Origin of the sequence: Amycolatopsis iheyensis (assembly GCF_024703995.1) — a bacterium.
Taxonomy (GTDB): Bacteria; Actinomycetota; Actinomycetes; order Mycobacteriales; family Pseudonocardiaceae; genus Amycolatopsis; species Amycolatopsis iheyensis.
In genome coordinates this window covers 41834-56128 of the sequence record NZ_JAMXQV010000042.1, presented here as the reverse complement: position 1 = coordinate 56128, position 14295 = coordinate 41834, and the positions used below count along the sequence as shown (strand labels likewise).

15 protein-coding genes are annotated in these 14295 nt (G+C 72.1%); 8 read left to right on the top strand and 7 right to left on the bottom strand.

Translation table 11 applies throughout. From position 1 onward, the window contains the following. Positions 1-14: 14 nt before the first annotated feature. On the bottom strand, positions 15-1307 hold the full coding sequence (locus M8542_RS46435) for a type III PLP-dependent enzyme domain-containing protein (RefSeq protein WP_257926825.1): 1293 nt from the start codon (positions 1305-1307) through the stop codon (positions 15-17). Between the two features lie 82 nt (positions 1308-1389). On the opposite strand from M8542_RS46435, the gene M8542_RS46430 reads away from it, so the two are divergent. Beyond that, on the top strand, positions 1390-2265 hold the full coding sequence (locus M8542_RS46430) for a LysR family transcriptional regulator (protein ID WP_257926824.1): 876 nt from the start codon (positions 1390-1392) through the stop codon (positions 2263-2265). 168 nt (positions 2266-2433) lie between these two features. Here M8542_RS46430 and M8542_RS46425 read toward each other — a convergent pair whose 3' ends face one another. Next, positions 2434-3429 (bottom strand): serine hydrolase domain-containing protein, encoded by a 996-nt coding sequence (locus M8542_RS46425; protein ID WP_257926823.1) that lies wholly within the window; start codon positions 3427-3429, stop codon positions 2434-2436. Between the two features lie 56 nt (positions 3430-3485). Between M8542_RS46425 and M8542_RS46420 the strand changes: the two genes are divergently transcribed. Then, positions 3486-3680: a DUF2630 family protein gene (locus M8542_RS46420; RefSeq protein ID WP_257926822.1), complete on the top strand. Its 195-nt coding sequence runs from the start codon at positions 3486-3488 to the stop codon at positions 3678-3680. A 19-nt stretch (positions 3681-3699) separates the two neighbouring features. Here the strand turns inward: M8542_RS46420 and M8542_RS46415 are convergent, their stop codons facing one another. Further along, positions 3700-4494: an IclR family transcriptional regulator domain-containing protein gene (locus M8542_RS46415; protein WP_257926821.1), complete on the bottom strand. Its 795-nt coding sequence runs from the start codon at positions 4492-4494 to the stop codon at positions 3700-3702. Positions 4495-4607: 113 nt separating this feature from the next. Between M8542_RS46415 and M8542_RS46410 the strand changes: the two genes are divergently transcribed. The 5 genes from M8542_RS46410 to M8542_RS46390 are packed head-to-tail and all read left to right on the top strand — an operon-like array spanning position 4608 to position 9031. After that, on the top strand, positions 4608-5165 hold the full coding sequence (locus M8542_RS46410) for a flavin reductase family protein (RefSeq protein ID WP_257926820.1): 558 nt from the start codon (positions 4608-4610) through the stop codon (positions 5163-5165). 19 nt (positions 5166-5184) lie between these two features. Next, positions 5185-6741 (top strand): 4-hydroxyphenylacetate 3-hydroxylase family protein, encoded by a 1557-nt coding sequence (locus M8542_RS46405; RefSeq protein WP_257926819.1) that lies wholly within the window; start codon positions 5185-5187, stop codon positions 6739-6741. A 14-nt stretch (positions 6742-6755) separates the two neighbouring features. Further along, the gene (gene catA, locus M8542_RS46400; protein ID WP_257926818.1) at positions 6756-7601 is read left to right on the top strand and encodes a catechol 1,2-dioxygenase; all 846 of its coding nucleotides are present in this window, start codon (positions 6756-6758) and stop codon (positions 7599-7601) included. Between the two features lie 33 nt (positions 7602-7634). Next, positions 7635-8753 carry a muconate/chloromuconate family cycloisomerase gene (locus M8542_RS46395; RefSeq protein WP_257926817.1) on the top strand — a complete coding sequence of 373 codons (1119 nt, stop codon included), beginning with the start codon at positions 7635-7637 and terminating at the stop codon, positions 8751-8753. 2 nt (positions 8754-8755) lie between these two features. Further along, positions 8756-9031, top strand: coding sequence for a muconolactone Delta-isomerase (locus M8542_RS46390; RefSeq protein ID WP_257926816.1), 276 nt, complete (start codon positions 8756-8758; stop codon positions 9029-9031). 1 nt (position 9032) lies between these two features. Here M8542_RS46390 and M8542_RS46385 read toward each other — a convergent pair whose 3' ends face one another. Genes M8542_RS46385 through M8542_RS46370 form a run of 4 tightly spaced genes read right to left on the bottom strand, consistent with a single transcriptional unit; the run spans position 9033 to position 13716 of the window. Beyond that, a complete protein-coding gene (locus tag M8542_RS46385) occupies positions 9033-10115 on the bottom strand; it encodes an Rv2629 family ribosome hibernation factor (protein WP_257926815.1) in 1083 nt (360 codons plus the stop codon). A 12-nt stretch (positions 10116-10127) separates the two neighbouring features. Then, the gene (locus tag M8542_RS46380; RefSeq protein ID WP_257926814.1) at positions 10128-11918 is read right to left on the bottom strand and encodes a thiamine pyrophosphate-requiring protein; all 1791 of its coding nucleotides are present in this window, start codon (positions 11916-11918) and stop codon (positions 10128-10130) included. Positions 11919-11947: 29 nt separating this feature from the next. Continuing rightward, positions 11948-12415, bottom strand: coding sequence for a hypothetical protein (locus M8542_RS46375; protein ID WP_257926813.1), 468 nt, complete (start codon positions 12413-12415; stop codon positions 11948-11950). Between the two features lie 11 nt (positions 12416-12426). After that, complete coding sequence (locus tag M8542_RS46370; RefSeq protein ID WP_257926812.1) at positions 12427-13716, bottom strand: NAD(P)/FAD-dependent oxidoreductase; 1290 nt, start codon at positions 13714-13716, stop codon at positions 12427-12429. 167 nt (positions 13717-13883) lie between these two features. Here M8542_RS46370 and M8542_RS46365 point away from each other — a divergent pair, with 167 nt between their 5' ends. Further along, entirely contained in the window at positions 13884-14264 is a 381-nt protein-coding gene (locus M8542_RS46365) for an STAS domain-containing protein (protein WP_257926811.1), read from the top strand. Positions 14265-14295: the final 31 nt, after the last annotated feature.

The following is a 14295-nucleotide window of genomic DNA, read 5'->3' as shown; positions in this document are numbered from 1 at the left end:
TGGTACGCCGGTGATCACGCTTCCGGGAGCGCTCCGACGTATTCGGCGCCCGCGTCCGCGACCAGCTCGGCCAGGGACTGCGCGCGGCGGATCGGCGTGAACTCCACGTGTCCGTGCGCGGACACCGTGAAGCCGTGCACGGCCGGGCGCGGCAGCGTGTTGTACGCGTAGTGCGCGCCGAAGTAGTACGCGCCGGTGTCGTGGGCGACGACGAGGTCGCCGGGCTCGAGCAGCGGCAGCGGCCGTTCCTTCGCCAGGAGGTCGCCCGCGAAGCACAACGGGCCGGCGATGTCCTGCGGCACTTCGAGTCCGGTCTTCGGGCGGCCCTGGGCGTCGAGCGCGGTGAGGCGCAGCGGCCAGTGTTCCGGCTGCAGCACCGTGCGGGCCGCGACCTGCGCGCCCGCGTGCGTCACGGCGATGGGCCGGCCGCCGGCGACCTTCGTGTACTCGACGGTGCTGACGAGGAACCCGTTCTTCGCCAGCAGGGACCGGCCGAACTCGGTGACGAAGGAGTAGCGCCCGTCGGCGAGCGCGGGGACCTTCGCCAAGAGTGTTGCCACGTAGTCGGCGTAAGTGGGGCCGGGGTCCTCGGAGGCGAAGTCGACCGGCAGGCCGCCGCCGAGGTCGAGACTGGTGACCTGCCGCCGGTGGGTGTTGATCTCTTCGGCGAGGTCGTGCACGGCGGCGACGCCCTCGGCCATCAGCTCCGGCGGGCAGCCCTGCGAGCCGACGTGGACGTGCAGCCGGGTCAGCCACGGACGTTCCGCGAAGGCTTCGACGATGCGGGTTCGGTTGTCCCGCAACGGAATGCCGAACTTCGACGTCGCGGTCGCGGTGCTGGTGTCGCCGATCCGGCCGGCCCCGACCTGGGGGTTGATCCGCAGGCCGAGGACCGAGCGTGGGTCTTGGCCGACCAGGTCGTCGATGCGGGCGAGCTCCTGGAAGTTGTCGGCGTTGATCGCGGTGCCCTCGGCCAGGGCGTGCGCGAGCTCGGCCGTCGTCTTGGCGGGGGAGTCGAGCACGAGCCGAGCGCCGCGGATGCCGGCGGCTTCGGCGACCGCCGTCTCGCCGGGGCTCGCGACCTCGGCGTCGACCCCGAGATCGGCGAGGTAGCGCAGGACGGGCGCGAGCCCGCAGGCCTTGGCGGCGACGGTGTGCTGGACGCGCCCGAGCGGGGCGAAGGCCTTGGTGAGGTCCTCGACGGCTTCGCGGAGGCCGGCGAGGTCGACGAACCCGGCCAGGGGGTCGAGGAGGTCCCGGTCCGCGGCGGCGGCGAGGGCACGGAGCTTGCGATCGGTGCGGTTCACGATCCCCAGTCTCGGGCCGGCGCCGCGGCCCGGTCCAAGACTCGGTCCCTCTTGATCTATAGGCCTGGCCTATAGTGGCTGGGTGGACCTGCGTCGATGGCACTACTTCGCCGTGCTCGCCGAGGAGATGCACTTCACGCGGGCGGCCGCGCGGCTGTTCGTGTCGCAGCCGTCGCTGAGCCAGCAGATCCGCGCGTTCGAGGCGGAGCTGGGGGTGGCGCTGCTGGACCGCTCGGGGCCGCGGTTCGCGCTGACGGAGGCGGGCCGCGTGGCGGCTGCGGAGGCGCGCGAACTGCTCACCCGGCTGGACCAGGCCCGCGGCGTCATCGCGGCGGCGGGCCGCGGCTTCGCCGGCCGGCTGCGGATCGCGTACACGCGGTCGGCCCCGGGCCCACTGGCCGGCGACCTGGTGGCGGCGTATCGCGCGGCGTTCCCGGACGTCTCGCTGGCGTTGGAGACGGGCTGGACGAGCTTGAACCTGGAGCGCCTGTCGACGGGCGAAATCGACGTCGGCTTCGTGCGGCCGCCGGTATCCCGGCCGGGTGTGGAGGTGGCGGTGGTGGGCTCGGAGGAGGTGCTGATCGCGCTGCCGTCCGGGCACGCGTTGGCCCGCCGCCGCGGCCGGCTGCGGCGGGCGTGGATCGCGGCGGAGCCGGTGGTGTTCTGGCCGCGGTCGAACGGCCCGGGCCAGTACGACGCGATCAGCGCACAGGTGTGGCCGGGCGGAGTGCCGCGCATCGTGCGCGAGGAGCCGGAGGACGAGCAGCTGATGCGCGCGGTCGCGGAGGGCGCGGGAATCGCGGCGGTGCCGGAGCACCGGGCGCGGGCGCTACGGCGTCGCGGGGTGGTGTTGCGGCGACTGGAGGAGCCGGTGCCGGTGATCGACCTCGGGCTGGCTTGGCGGAGCGGTGCGGTGGCACCGGTGGTGAAGGCGTTCGTGGAGCTGGCCCGCGCCTGACCCCCGGTCTCAAGCGCCCCAATGTGGCGTTGGGTGCGTTGGATGCACCGAACGCCACATTGGGTGCGTTGGACGCACCGAACGCCACATTGGGTGCGTTGGACGCACCCAACGCCACATTGGGTGCGCTGGATGCGCCGAACGCCACATTGGGGCGCATTCGGCGGGTCAGTCGCAGGCCTTCAGCACTGCGTCCGCCACCTCGCCCAGGTGGGCCGCCGCGCTGTGGCCGGACACCAACCGGTCCGTCAGATACGCGAACGCCACGCGACGCACCGGGTCCGCCCAGGCGATGCAGCAGTTGCTGCCGTTGTGGCCGAACGTCTCGCTCGTGCTCAGCCGGCCCATCGGGCGGCCCACCCCGCCCAGCTGGAAGCCGTGGGCCCAGTGGATGCGGGTGCCGATCGTGCGGTCGACCACCGGGTCGCCCGATGGCCGGCGGGCCTCCGTCACCGCAGGGGCGGCGAAGCCGTCCAGCAGCGCGCTGTAGAACCGGGCCAGGTCGCGGGCCGTGGTCGAGATGCCCGCCGCCGGGATCACCGCGCGGCGGACCGCGCGGCGGTTCACCAGGTGGGCCGTCGGTGGGCCGCCCAGGCCGTAGCCGCGGACCGGGACGTGCCGGGGCCACAGCGACGCGGGCAGCCCCAGATGCGTGTCCGCGAGGCCCAGCGGATCCAGGAACTCCGACGAAAGCAGCGAAGCGACCGAAACTCCGGTGACCCGCCTGACCAGCTCGCCCAGCACGTGGCCGTACACGATCGGCTGGTAGGCCGCCGCCGAGCCGGGCTCCCAGCGAACCCGGGCTCGCTCGATCGCCCGGACCGCGCGCGGCCAGTCCGTCATCGTGAGCGCGTCCCCCGCGAAGCCGCGCGCCGTCGCGAAGCCCGAGCGGTGGGACAGCACCTGGCGGATCGTCACCGCGCCCTTGCCGCCGCCCGCGAACTCCGGCCAGTAGCGGGCCACCGGGACGTCCAGGTCCACCAGGGCACGGGCCGCCAGCTGGTGCACCAGCAGCGCGACGAACGGCTTGCTCGCCGAGAAGATCCAGAACAGCGCGTCCGGCGGGCCGCCGACACCGATGTCGAGCAGCACCCGGCCGTCCCGCACGACACACAGGCTTGCCCGGGCGCCGCGGGCGCGCACCAGATCGGCGACGTGGATCACCCGGGCGAGGCTACCCTCGCGGCGTATGCTCACGGGCGGACAGGAGGGGATTTCCCATGGCAGCGCACGAAATCACCGACCGCATCGCCGACCTGATCGACGAAGAGCACCAGCTGCGCAAGGGTGCCCTCCACCACGGCGGGCTGACCCCGGCGGAACGCCTCCGGCTCAAGGAGCTCGAACGCCAGCTCGACGTCGCCGTCGAGCTGCTCCACCGCCGTCAAGCCCTGTCGGTCTTCGACGACGACTGAGGCGACGACCGAGGGCCCCTCAGAAGAACCCGTCACGGCCGCGGCCCGGCGCGACCCGGTGCCCGAGGTCGGCGCTGATCCGCGCGGCCGTGCGCACGACCAGCGGCACCACCTCCTGCCGCAGCTTCTCGACGTCCGACCGCCCGCTCGACGTCGACGACGCCAGCGCCGCCACCACCGCCCCGCTCGCGTCGCGCACCGGCGCCGACACCGACAGCAGCCCTTCCTCGAGCTCCTCGGCGACCAGTGACCAGCCCTGGTCCTGCACGGTCCGCAGTGCCTGGCGGAAGCCGTCCCCGTCGGTGACCGTCGACGCCGTGAACCGCGGCAGGCCGGCGGCCACCACCTCCTCGACCAGGGCCGGCGGCGCCCAGGCCAGCAGCACCCGGCCCATCGATGTCGCGTGCGCCGGCACCCGCGTGCCGATCGAGACGTTGATGCTCATGATCCGCCGCACCGGCACCCGGGCGACGTAGACGACCTCCGCGCCGTCCAGCGCGGCCAGTGACGCCGACTCGCCGGTCTCCTCGGCGAGGCTCAGCAACCGCGGCTGGGCGGTCTCGATCATCCCGTGCGACGCCGAGTAGTGCTGGCCGATGCTCAGCACGCGCGGGGTCAGCGACCAGCGCGGGCCGTCGCCGCGGACGTACCCGAGCCGTTGCAGCGTCAGGAGGATCCGGCGGACGGCCGGGCGGGACAGGCCGGTCGCGGTCGCCAGCTCGGCGAGCGTCGGGTTCGCGCGCTCGGCGTCGAACGCCATCAGCACGGCGAATCCCCGCTCGATGCTCTGGATGAAGTCGCGGTCGGTCTCCATCCGGACATCCTCCCGCACCGGCCGTCTTGACAATGCGCACCCGCCGGGGGACTCTCCTTAACGTGTCCGCATAGCGTTCATGATGTACGCAAAGCGTACAGGAGGTAAGAGCAATGTCGCTCGACCAGCGCCAAGTCCGCAACGCCTTCGGCCGCTTCGCCACCGGCGTCACGGTCGTGACCTGCCGCAACCACGACGGTGAGCCCCACGGGGCGACGGTGAACGCCTTCACCGCCGTCTCCCTGGAACCGGCGCTCTGCCAGGTCACGCTGACCCGGCGGTCGAAGGCGTGCAGCTACCTCGACGGCGCGCCGTTCGCCGTCAACGTCCTCGCCGCGGACCAGCTCGACACGGCGTGGCACTACGCCGGCCGCCCGCGGGACCGGGCGCCGGAGTGGGCCGAAGGCGTCACCGCCCCGGTGCTGACCGGCACCGCGGCGACCATCTCGTGCCGCCCGTGGCGGATCTACGACGGCGGTGACCACCTCATCGTCGTCGGCGAGGTCGAGCACTTCGAAACCAGCGACGCCGACCCGTTGCTGTTCTTCGCCGGCGGGTTCCGCGAACTCGGCCCGCGCGGCCACGCCCACTGGTCGGCCTCGGTCGACTGCCCCGACCTCGGCTGGTTCGGCTCCGCCGACTTCGCCCCGCTCACCGCCGCTTCCCACTGATCGACGAAGGGTTTGCCCGATGACCATCCAAGAGCACGACGCGCCGGCGAAGGTGCGCACGACCCGGCCGATGACCGGCGACGAGTACGTCGAGTCCATCCGCGACGGCCGGGAGGTGTTCATCTACGGGGACAAGGTCGACGACGTCACCACGCACCCCGCCTTCCGCAACTCGGTCCGGATGACCGCCCGCCTCTACGACGCCCTGCACGACCCGGACCAGCAGTCCGTGCTCACCGCGCCGACCGACACCGGCAGCAGCGGCTTCACCCACCCGTTCTTCCGCACCCCGAAGTCCAAAGAGGACCTGTTCGCCGACCGCGACGCGATCGTCGCGTGGGCGCGGATGACCTACGGCTGGATGGGCCGCAGCCCGGACTACAAGGCCGCGTTCCTCGGCACGCTCGGCGCGAACTCCGACTTCTACGAGCCCTTCGCCGACAACGCCCGGCGCTGGTACACCGAGTCGCAGGAAAAGGTCCTGTACTGGAACCACGCGATCATCAACCCGCCGGTGGACCGCGACCGCAACCCCGACGACGTCAAGGACCTGTTCATCCACGTCGAAGAGGAGCGGGACGACGGCCTGATCGTTTCCGGCGCGAAGGTCGTCGCGACCGGCTCGGCCATCACGAACTACAACTTCATCGCCCACTACGGCCTGCCGATCAAGAAGCGCGAGTTCGCGCTGGTCTGCACGGTGCCGATGGGCGCGCCCGGCATGAAGCTGATCTGCCGCAACTCCTACTCGAACGTCGCGGACAAGACCGCGAGCCCGTTCGACTACCCGCTCTCGAGCCGGTTCGACGAGAACGACACGATCTTCATCCTCGACAAGGTGAAGATCCCGTGGGAGAACGTCTTCATCTACGGCGACGCGGAGAAGGCGAGCACGTTCTTCCCGGGTTCGGGCTTCCTGCACCGCTTCACCTTCCACGGCGTCGCGCGGCTGGCCGTCAAGCTCGACTTCATCGCCGGGCTGCTGATGAAGGGCGTGGAGGTCACCGGCACCAAGGACTTCCGCGGCATCCAGACCCGCGTCGGCGAGGTCATCGGCTGGCGCAACCTGTTCTGGGCGCTGTCGGACGCGATGGCCGCGAACCCGGACGAGTGGAGGAACGGCGCCGTCCTGCCGCACCTGGACTACGGCCTCGCCTACCGCTGGTTCATGACGCTCGGCTACCCGCGCATCCGCGAGATCATCATGCAGGACCTCGGTTCCGCGCTGATCTACCTGCCGTCCTCGGCGAAGGACTTCGGCTCGCCGGAGATCCGGCCCTACCTCGACCAGTACGTCCGCGGCTCCAACGGCTACGACTCCGTCGAGCGGGTGAAGCTGATGAAGCTGATCTGGGACTCGATCGGCAGCGAGTTCGGCGGCCGCCACGAGCTCTACGAGCGCAACTACTCCGGCAACCACGAAGGCGTGCGCGCGGAACTGCTCTTCGCCGCCCAGCAGTCCGGCTCGGCGGAGGCGATGAAGGGCTTCGCCGAGCAGTGCATGGCCGAGTACGACCTCGACGGCTGGACCGTGCCCGACCTCTACAACCCCGGCGCCACCTCCCTTTCCCGCTGACGAAGGACCGAAAGATGACCACCACCGAACACGCACCCACCGCCGCCGGTTCCGGCAGCTCCGCCAGTGAGGCTTTCCGCGCCGCCGCCCGCGAGACAGCGAGCGTGCCGGCCGAGCGCGTCGACGCGGTCGCCCGCGCCGTCCTGCGCGGCGTGCACCAGGCCATCCGCGAACACGACGTCACCTACCCGGAGTTCCAGGCCGCGAAGCAGTGGCTGATGGACGTCGGCGAGGGCGGCGAGTGGCCGCTGTTCCTCGACGTCTTCGTCGAGCACGTCGTCGAGGAGGTCGCCGCCCGCAGCCAGGACGGGACGAAGGGCAGCATCCAGGGCCCGTACTACCTGCCGGACCAGGAAACCCTGCCGTGGCAGACGAAGCTGCCGATGCGGCCGGACGAGAAGGGCGAGCCGCTGGTGTTCGCCGGGCAGGTCCGCGACCTCGACGGCACCCCCGTCGCCGGTGCGGAGCTGGACATCTGGCACGCCGACGACGACGGTTACTACTCCGGTTTCGCGCCGGACATCCCGGCCGGCAACCTGCGTGGTGTCGTCGTGAGCGACGGGCAGGGCCGCTTCGAGATCACCACCGTGCAGCCCGCGCCGTACCAGATCCCGACCGACGGGCCGACCGGGAAGCTGATCGCGGCGGCCGCGTGGCACGCGTGGCGGCCCGCCCACCTGCACCTGATGGTGCGCGCGCCGGGCCACCGCACGATCACCACGCAGCTGTACTTCCAGGGCGGGGAGTGGCTCGACAGCGACGTCGCCGAGGCCACCAAGCCCGAGCTGGTGCTCGACCCGGGACCGCGGGAGGACGGCCGGCTCGGTGTGACGTACGACTTCGTGCTCGAACGCGCCTGACCTCCCGCATTCCCCCAGCCGAAACGAGGATCGATGACCGACCTGGCGATCGAGCGCGTCGAGACGGTGCTGCTGGACGTGCCGTTGCGCCGCCCGCACCGCTTCGCCCGCACCGGCATGGCCGCACAGCCGGTGCTGCTGGTGTTCGTCCACACCCGCGGCGGCGCCGTCGGCGTCGGCGAGGGAGTGGTGCCCGGCGGCCCGTGGTGGGGCGGGGAGTCCGTGGAGACCATGGCACTCGTCGTCGAGCGCTACTTCACGCCGATCCTGCTCGGCCGTCAGGTGGACGACGTCGCCGGGATCCTGCGCGATCTCGGCGACGTCGTCGCGGCCAACCTCTACGCGAAGGCAGCGGTGGAGGTCGCGTTGCACGACGCGTGGGCCCGCGCTCTCGGCGTGCCGGTCCACACGCTGCTGGGCGGCCTCGCCCGGCGGTCGGTGCCGGTGACCTGGGCGCTCGGCACCGAACCGGCGCCGGTGGTCGCCGACGAAGCCCTCGCGAAGCTGGATGCCGGGCACCGCAGCTTCAAGCTCAAGATGGGTGCGCTGGATCCGGCCGAAGACGTCGCGCGGGTGTGCGCGGTCGCCGAAAAGCTGGTCGGGGTGGCGAGCGTGCGGGTGGACCTCAACGCGCGCTGGGACCTGCTGACGTCACTGCACCACCTGCCGCGGCTGGCGGACGCCGGTGTCGACCTCGTCGAACAACCGGTGCCGGGGGCCGAGGTCGAAGCGCTGGCCGAGATCAACCACGCACTGCCGATCCCGGTGATGGCCGACGAAAGCCTGCGGACTCCGGGCGACGCGCTGCGGCTGGCCAAGACCCGCGCGGCCGACGTGTTCTCGCTGAAGACGACGAAGTCCGGCGGCCTGCGCGCGACGCGGGCCATCGCCGAAGTCGCCGCCGCGGCCGGGATCCCGTGCCACGCCGGCACGTCCATCGAAAGCCCGGTCGGCACGGCCGCCACGCTCCAGCTGGCCTGCACCACCCCGGCGGTGACGTGGGGGAGCGAGCTGTTCGGCCCGCTGCTGATGAGTGCAGAGCTGCTCACGACGCCGTTGCGCTACGACGGCGGCGAGCTGCACCTGCCGGACGGCCCCGGCCTGGGTGTCGACCTCGACCTGGCGGCTGTGCGCCGCCTGGAAAGGCGCTGACCATGCTGTTCCACGTGCGAATGGACGTCTCGATCCCGCCCGGGCTCGACGTCACCGACCGGGTCGCGTCGGAAAAAGCCCGCGCGCTGGAGCTCCAGCGCGCGGGCGTGTGGGTGCACCTGTGGCGGATCGTGGGGCGCTACAGCAACTTCAGCGTCTTCGACGTCGCTTCGAACGACGAGCTGCACGGGATCCTCTCGACCCTGCCGCTGTACCCGTTCATGACGATTGCCGTCACGCCGCTGGCCACGCACCCGTCGGATCTGGCCGCCCAGTAGCTCAGGTGTGGCGCAGCAATGCGCCGAAGCCCTCCCAGAGGTCGAGGCGCTCGTCGAGCACCACGACGTCCGCGCCGGTCGCGACCGCCGCGAACGGGATGGCTTCGTCCGACCGGCGTTCGGCCGGCTCGGCCACCCCGAGCGCCTGCAACCCGGCCTTGCCCACGGCGACCTGCGTGGGCTCCGCTCCGGCGAACACCGAGGTGTCACCGGGCGAGCCGACCAGCAGCGTGGCGACGTTGGCCTCGGCCAGCGCCGTCGTCACGGCTTCGAGGCCGCTGACCGCGAGGCCGGATTCGCGGCCCGACTCCGCCCGGAACGTCTCGGCGACGTCGTCGAGGCTCGCGAGCCGGCGGCCGGCGAGCAGCTCGTGGACGTGCCGGTCCAGCTCCTCGCGCGACGAGCCCGGAGCACGGCTGCCGCCCTCGACCTCACGGGTGAGCCGGCGGACCGGCTCCGGCAGCCGGTCGTGCAACGCGCTGCGTGCCTGGACCTCGCCGGCCAGCACGACCAGTTCGGCGTGGGAGCGCTCGGCCGCCTTCGCGACGTACTTCGCGATCTCTTCGAAGTTCTGCCGGGCCGTCTCGCTGGTCTGCTTGTCGCGGTGCGCCGGCCCGCTGCCGCCCTGGACCTCGGGCGGGTCCTCGCCTTCGACCGTCTCGGTGCGCGGCGCGCCGCGACCGTGTTCGGTGACTTCGGCGCCGACCTGGTCGGTCACGACGACGAGGTAGGGCAGGGTTTCCGCCTCGTGCGTCGCCAGCGGGAGCAGGTACGGCAGCGCCGAGAACCGGACGACCTGCTCGGGCGGCGGCGCGGCCAGGCGCCGGTCGAGCAGCACCGTGCCGTGCGCGGCGACGATGCTGCGGCCGGCCTTGCCGACCGGCGGCTCGCTGTCCCGGACCGCCCGCACGACGGCGTCGACCGTCTCGGCGTCGGCCTGCTGGTCGCTCAGCGCGGCTTCGATCTCCTTGAGCCGGATCGTGAGCTGCTTGGCGCCGTCCTCGGTGTCGTGCGACTCGTCGAAGTGCACCGACGCGAACGGGCCGCCCTCGGTCGTCAGGTCGCGCAACGCGGATGTGTCCACAGTGGACTCCTTTCAGCGGTGGTTCGGCAGGAGCTCCTGCAGTTTGGTCTTCATGCCCTGGGTGAACAGGTGCCAGGCGTTCGGGTCGCCCTTGAGCACGGCCTCGGTCATCGACTTCAGCTGTTCGGTGGTCGCGTGCGGCGGGATCGGCGGCACCTCGGGGTCGCAGTGGACGTCGAGCACGGTCGGCACGTCCGCGGTGAGCGCCGCGGCCCACGCGTCGCCGAGCTGTGCCGGGTCGTCGACGGTCACGCCGCCGAGCCCGATGCTGCGCGCGAAGTCCGCGTAGGACACTTCGGGCAGCGACTGCGACTGCTCGAACTTCGGCGCGCCGCCCATCGCCCGCAGCTCCCAGGTGACCTGGTTGAGGTCGCCGTTGTGGAACACGCAGACGACCAGCCGCTGGTCGGCCCACCGCTCGCGGTAGCGGGCGATGGTGAGCAGCTCCGCCATGCCGTTCATCTGCATGGCGCCGTCCCCGGTCAACGCGACGACGGGGCGGTCGCCGAAGGCGAACTTCGCGCCGATCGCGTACGGCACGGCCGGGCCCATGGTGGCCAGCGTGCCGGACAGTGACGTGCGCATCCGGCCGCGGATCCGCAGGTTGCGGGCGTACCAGTTGGTGGCCGAGCCCGAGTCGGCGGTGACGATCGCGTCGTCGGGGATCCGCTCGGACAGCTCGTGCACGATCCGCATCGGGTTGACCGGGTCGGCTTCGAGCATCGCCTGCCGCGTCACGGTTTCGTGCCACTCGGCGACGTTGTGCGCGACCTTGCCCTGCCACGACGTGTCGGCCTTGCGCTCGAGCAGCGGCAGCAGCCGCTCCAGAGTGGCCTTGGCGTCGCCGAGCAGGTTCACCTCGGTGGGGTAGCGCAGGCCGAGGAACCGCGCGTCGACGTCGATCTGCACCGCCCGCGCCTGGCCGAACTCCGGCAGGAACTGGGAGTACGGGAAGCCCGAGCCGACGATCAGCAGCGTGTCGCAGTCGCGCATCAGCTCGTAGCTGGGGCGGGTGCCGAGCAGGCCGATGGCGCCGGTCACGTACGGCAGGTCGTCGGGCAGGACGTCCTTGCCCAGCAACGCCTTCGCGATGCCGGCCCCGGTCAGCTCGGCGAACTCGCGCAGTTCGGTGACGGCGTTGCGGCCGCCCTGGCCGACCAGCACGGCGACGCGCTCGCCGGCGTTGACGACCGCGGCGGCGCGCGCGAGCTCGTCGGCCGGTGGGACGACGCTCGCCCGCGGGTGGGACGGCGGACTGGAGGGCACCTGCTTGAACGCGTGCTTCGGCGCCTCGTAGTCCTGCTCCTGCAGGTCCGCCGGGATGATCAGGGCCGTCGGCGCCCGCTGCGCGATCGCCGTCCGCATGGCGCGGTCGAGCGCGTTCGGCAGCTGCTCGGGCACGTTGACCTCGACGAGGTACTCGCTCGCGACGTCCTTGTAGAGCGCCTGCAGGTCGACTTCCTGCTGGTAGCTGCCGCCCATGGCGCTGCGGGCGGTCTGGCCGACGATGGCGACGACCGGGACGTGGTCGAGCTTGGCGTCGTAGAGGCCGTTGAGCAGATGGATCGCGCCGGGGCCGGAGGTGGCCATGCAGACGCCGACCCGGCCGCTGAACTTGGCGTAGCCGACGGCTGAGAACGCCGCCATCTCCTCGTGCCGCGCCTGGATGAAGCGCGGCGTGTCGTCGGCCTTCCCGAAGGCGGTGACGATGCCGTTGATCCCGTCACCGGGGTAGGCGAAGACCTGGTCGACGTCCCATTCGCGCAGTCTGGCCAGCAGGTGGTCGGCAACGGTTTCGCTCATGGGCGGCGGTTACCGCCCGTACCGGCGGGCTAAACGTCGCCGAGCGCCGCCCGGACGGCGGCCACCACGTCCGGGTGACCCAGCGGCAACGGCTCTTCCGCGTCCGGCGCGACCACCCGCACGTCCGTGCCCGCCGCACGCAGCTCGGCGGAGGGGTCGGTCCCGGCGCCGGACGGGGTGACCAGGAGCAGGTGTGCGGCTGCGCCCGGGTGGCGCCCGACCAGCTGGAGCGCCTCCGCCGCGAGGGGACCGCCGGCCACGACGGCGATCTCGGGATCTGCCCGGCCCCGGTCGCCGAGGAGGTCGTCGGCTTCGGTGAGCGCCCCGTCGGCGGGGACGCGGCACCAGAAGATGCCGCGTCGCCGGGCCAGTGGCCGCCAGGTGGCGGGCAGCTCACCGTGGTTCCCGGCGCCGGCCGGGTCCAGCACGATCACCTTGGCGCCGGACGGGTCGCCGGCGGTGACGACGGGCGGGCCCGCGGAGCGGTCGGCGGACATCGAAGTTCCTTTCAACGCCGGGGGAGTTCCGGGGAGTCGGTGTCGAGCGGCACCGCACCCGAGCGGACGAGTCCCAGTTGGACGGTCTGGCGGCCGGTCAGCCGCTCCAGCAGCCAGTCGGCGGCGGTGCGCACGCGGTTCCCGGGCATCGCCATCAGGTGGTAGGCGCGGGTCACGGCCTTCGCGGGCAGCCCGGACAGCGGGATGTGCAACGGGTTCGCCGCGGCGGCGCCCGCGCCCAGGTCGACGACGAAGCCGAGGTCGTGGTGCCGGTAGGTCCCCGGGCGGCCGTAGCCGAGCGACGCCGCGACGTTGCGCCCGGCCAGCTTTCCCTGGCGCTCGGCGTGCTGCGCGGTCATCGCGGTGTACTCGCCGGGCCGGGTCAGGTCCGGCACCGCCGCCGCGTCCCCGCACGCGAAGACGTCGTCGTGCCCGGGCACGACGAGCTGTTCGTCGACGCACAGCCGGCCCTTCGCCGTCTCGAGGCCGAGGTCGGCCACCAGCGGGTCCGGCCGGACGCCGACGCACCAGACGAGCGTGCGCGTCGGCACCGGCTCGCCCGTGGTCAGCGTGACGCCCTTGTCGTCCGCGTGGTCGACGGAGGTCTTCATCAGCACCTCGACGTCGCGGGCGCGCAGCACTTCGTCGGCCGTCTTGCCGAGGCGCTTGCCGAGTTCGGGCAGGACGCGCTCGGCGACGTCGAGCAGCAGCCACCGGATCTTCTGCCCGGCGAGCTCGGGGTGCCGGGCGGCGAGCGCCGCGGTGAACGCCGGGCCCTGCGCGGCGACCTCGGTGCCGGTGTAACCGGCGCCGACGACGACGAACGTGCAGCGCGCGTCGCGTTCGGCCGGGTCTTCGGCCGCGGCGGCCAGCTCGATCTGGCGGGTGATGTGGTCACGCAGGTACAGGGCTTCGGGGACACCGCGGAAGCCGTGGGCGTACTCCGGCACACCCGGGATCGGCAACAGCTTGTTGACGCTGCCCGCGGCCAGCACCAGCCGGTCGTAGCCGATCCGGTGCTCGCGGTCCTCGGGGTCGGTGTAGGCGACGTGGCGGGCGTCGAAGTCGACACCGGTCGCGACACCGAGCACCAGCCGGACGCCGGGCAGCGTCTCCGGGATCGAAACGGTCACCCGCCGCGGGTCGAGGATCCCGGCCGCCACCTCGGGCAGCAACGGGAGGTACAGGAAGTAGTCCGTCGGGTTGAGAACGACGATTTCGACGTCTTCACCGGCGGTTTTCCGCAGGCTTTTCGCCGCGTGGTAACCGGCGAAACCACCGCCGACGATCACGACACGCATGGATCTCCTTCCGGGCCGGATGGGCGCCTCCGGCGGATTCCCCGAGGTCGGAGGCGGGAAACCCGCGGGGTTGACCTGTGGGCGCAGTGGCGTACGGTCAACGGTGTTGGCTGTTGTTCAGAACACGTGCTCCGGTCAGCGCCCCTGCACGCTTTCTAGGGAGCGCCATGTACGACCTTTTCCGCACGATCGACGAACCGTCCGGCTTGACCGTCACCACCATCATGCGACCGGGCGGTGTCCGCGTCGTCACCTTGGTGGGGGACATCGACGCCGCCACCGTCGAAGCACTCGACGACGCGCTCGCCACCGGCGACCGGCTGGTCGTCGACCTGACCCGGGTCGCCTTCCTCAGCTGCGCCGGAGTTCGTTCGCTGCTGCAGGCGAACGACCGGGCGGTCGTCACCGTCGTCCTCGCCGGGCACTCGGTGACGCGTTCGCTGGAAGTCACCGGCGCCGACCGGCTGCTGGAAATCCACCCGAGTGTCGCGGCAGCGGTCTCCGAGCTGACCGACCGCGTCGCACCCCGGCCCGGCCGGGAGGCGTGACCGACGCGGTCACGCCTCCCGCCGTCCACTC

Excerpts from the sequence above, each read along its gene's own strand:
- M8542_RS46420 (WP_257926822.1), top strand. The coding sequence starts at position 3,486 with ATGGCAGCGCACGAAATCACCGACCGCATCGCCGACCTGATCGACGAA.
- M8542_RS46415 (WP_257926821.1), bottom strand. The coding sequence starts at position 4,494 with ATGGAGACCGACCGCGACTTCATCCAGAGCATCGAGCGGGGATTCGCC.
- M8542_RS46410 (WP_257926820.1), top strand. The coding sequence starts at position 4,608 with ATGTCGCTCGACCAGCGCCAAGTCCGCAACGCCTTCGGCCGCTTCGCC.
- M8542_RS46405 (WP_257926819.1), top strand. The coding sequence starts at position 5,185 with ATGACCATCCAAGAGCACGACGCGCCGGCGAAGGTGCGCACGACCCGG.
- catA (WP_257926818.1), top strand. The coding sequence starts at position 6,756 with ATGACCACCACCGAACACGCACCCACCGCCGCCGGTTCCGGCAGCTCC.
- M8542_RS46395 (WP_257926817.1), top strand. The coding sequence starts at position 7,635 with ATGACCGACCTGGCGATCGAGCGCGTCGAGACGGTGCTGCTGGACGTG.
- M8542_RS46390 (WP_257926816.1), top strand. The coding sequence starts at position 8,756 with ATGCTGTTCCACGTGCGAATGGACGTCTCGATCCCGCCCGGGCTCGAC.
- M8542_RS46380 (WP_257926814.1), bottom strand. The coding sequence starts at position 11,918 with ATGAGCGAAACCGTTGCCGACCACCTGCTGGCCAGACTGCGCGAATGG.
- M8542_RS46375 (WP_257926813.1), bottom strand. The coding sequence starts at position 12,415 with ATGTCCGCCGACCGCTCCGCGGGCCCGCCCGTCGTCACCGCCGGCGAC.
- M8542_RS46370 (WP_257926812.1), bottom strand. The coding sequence starts at position 13,716 with ATGCGTGTCGTGATCGTCGGCGGTGGTTTCGCCGGTTACCACGCGGCG.
- M8542_RS46365 (WP_257926811.1), top strand. The coding sequence starts at position 13,884 with ATGTACGACCTTTTCCGCACGATCGACGAACCGTCCGGCTTGACCGTC.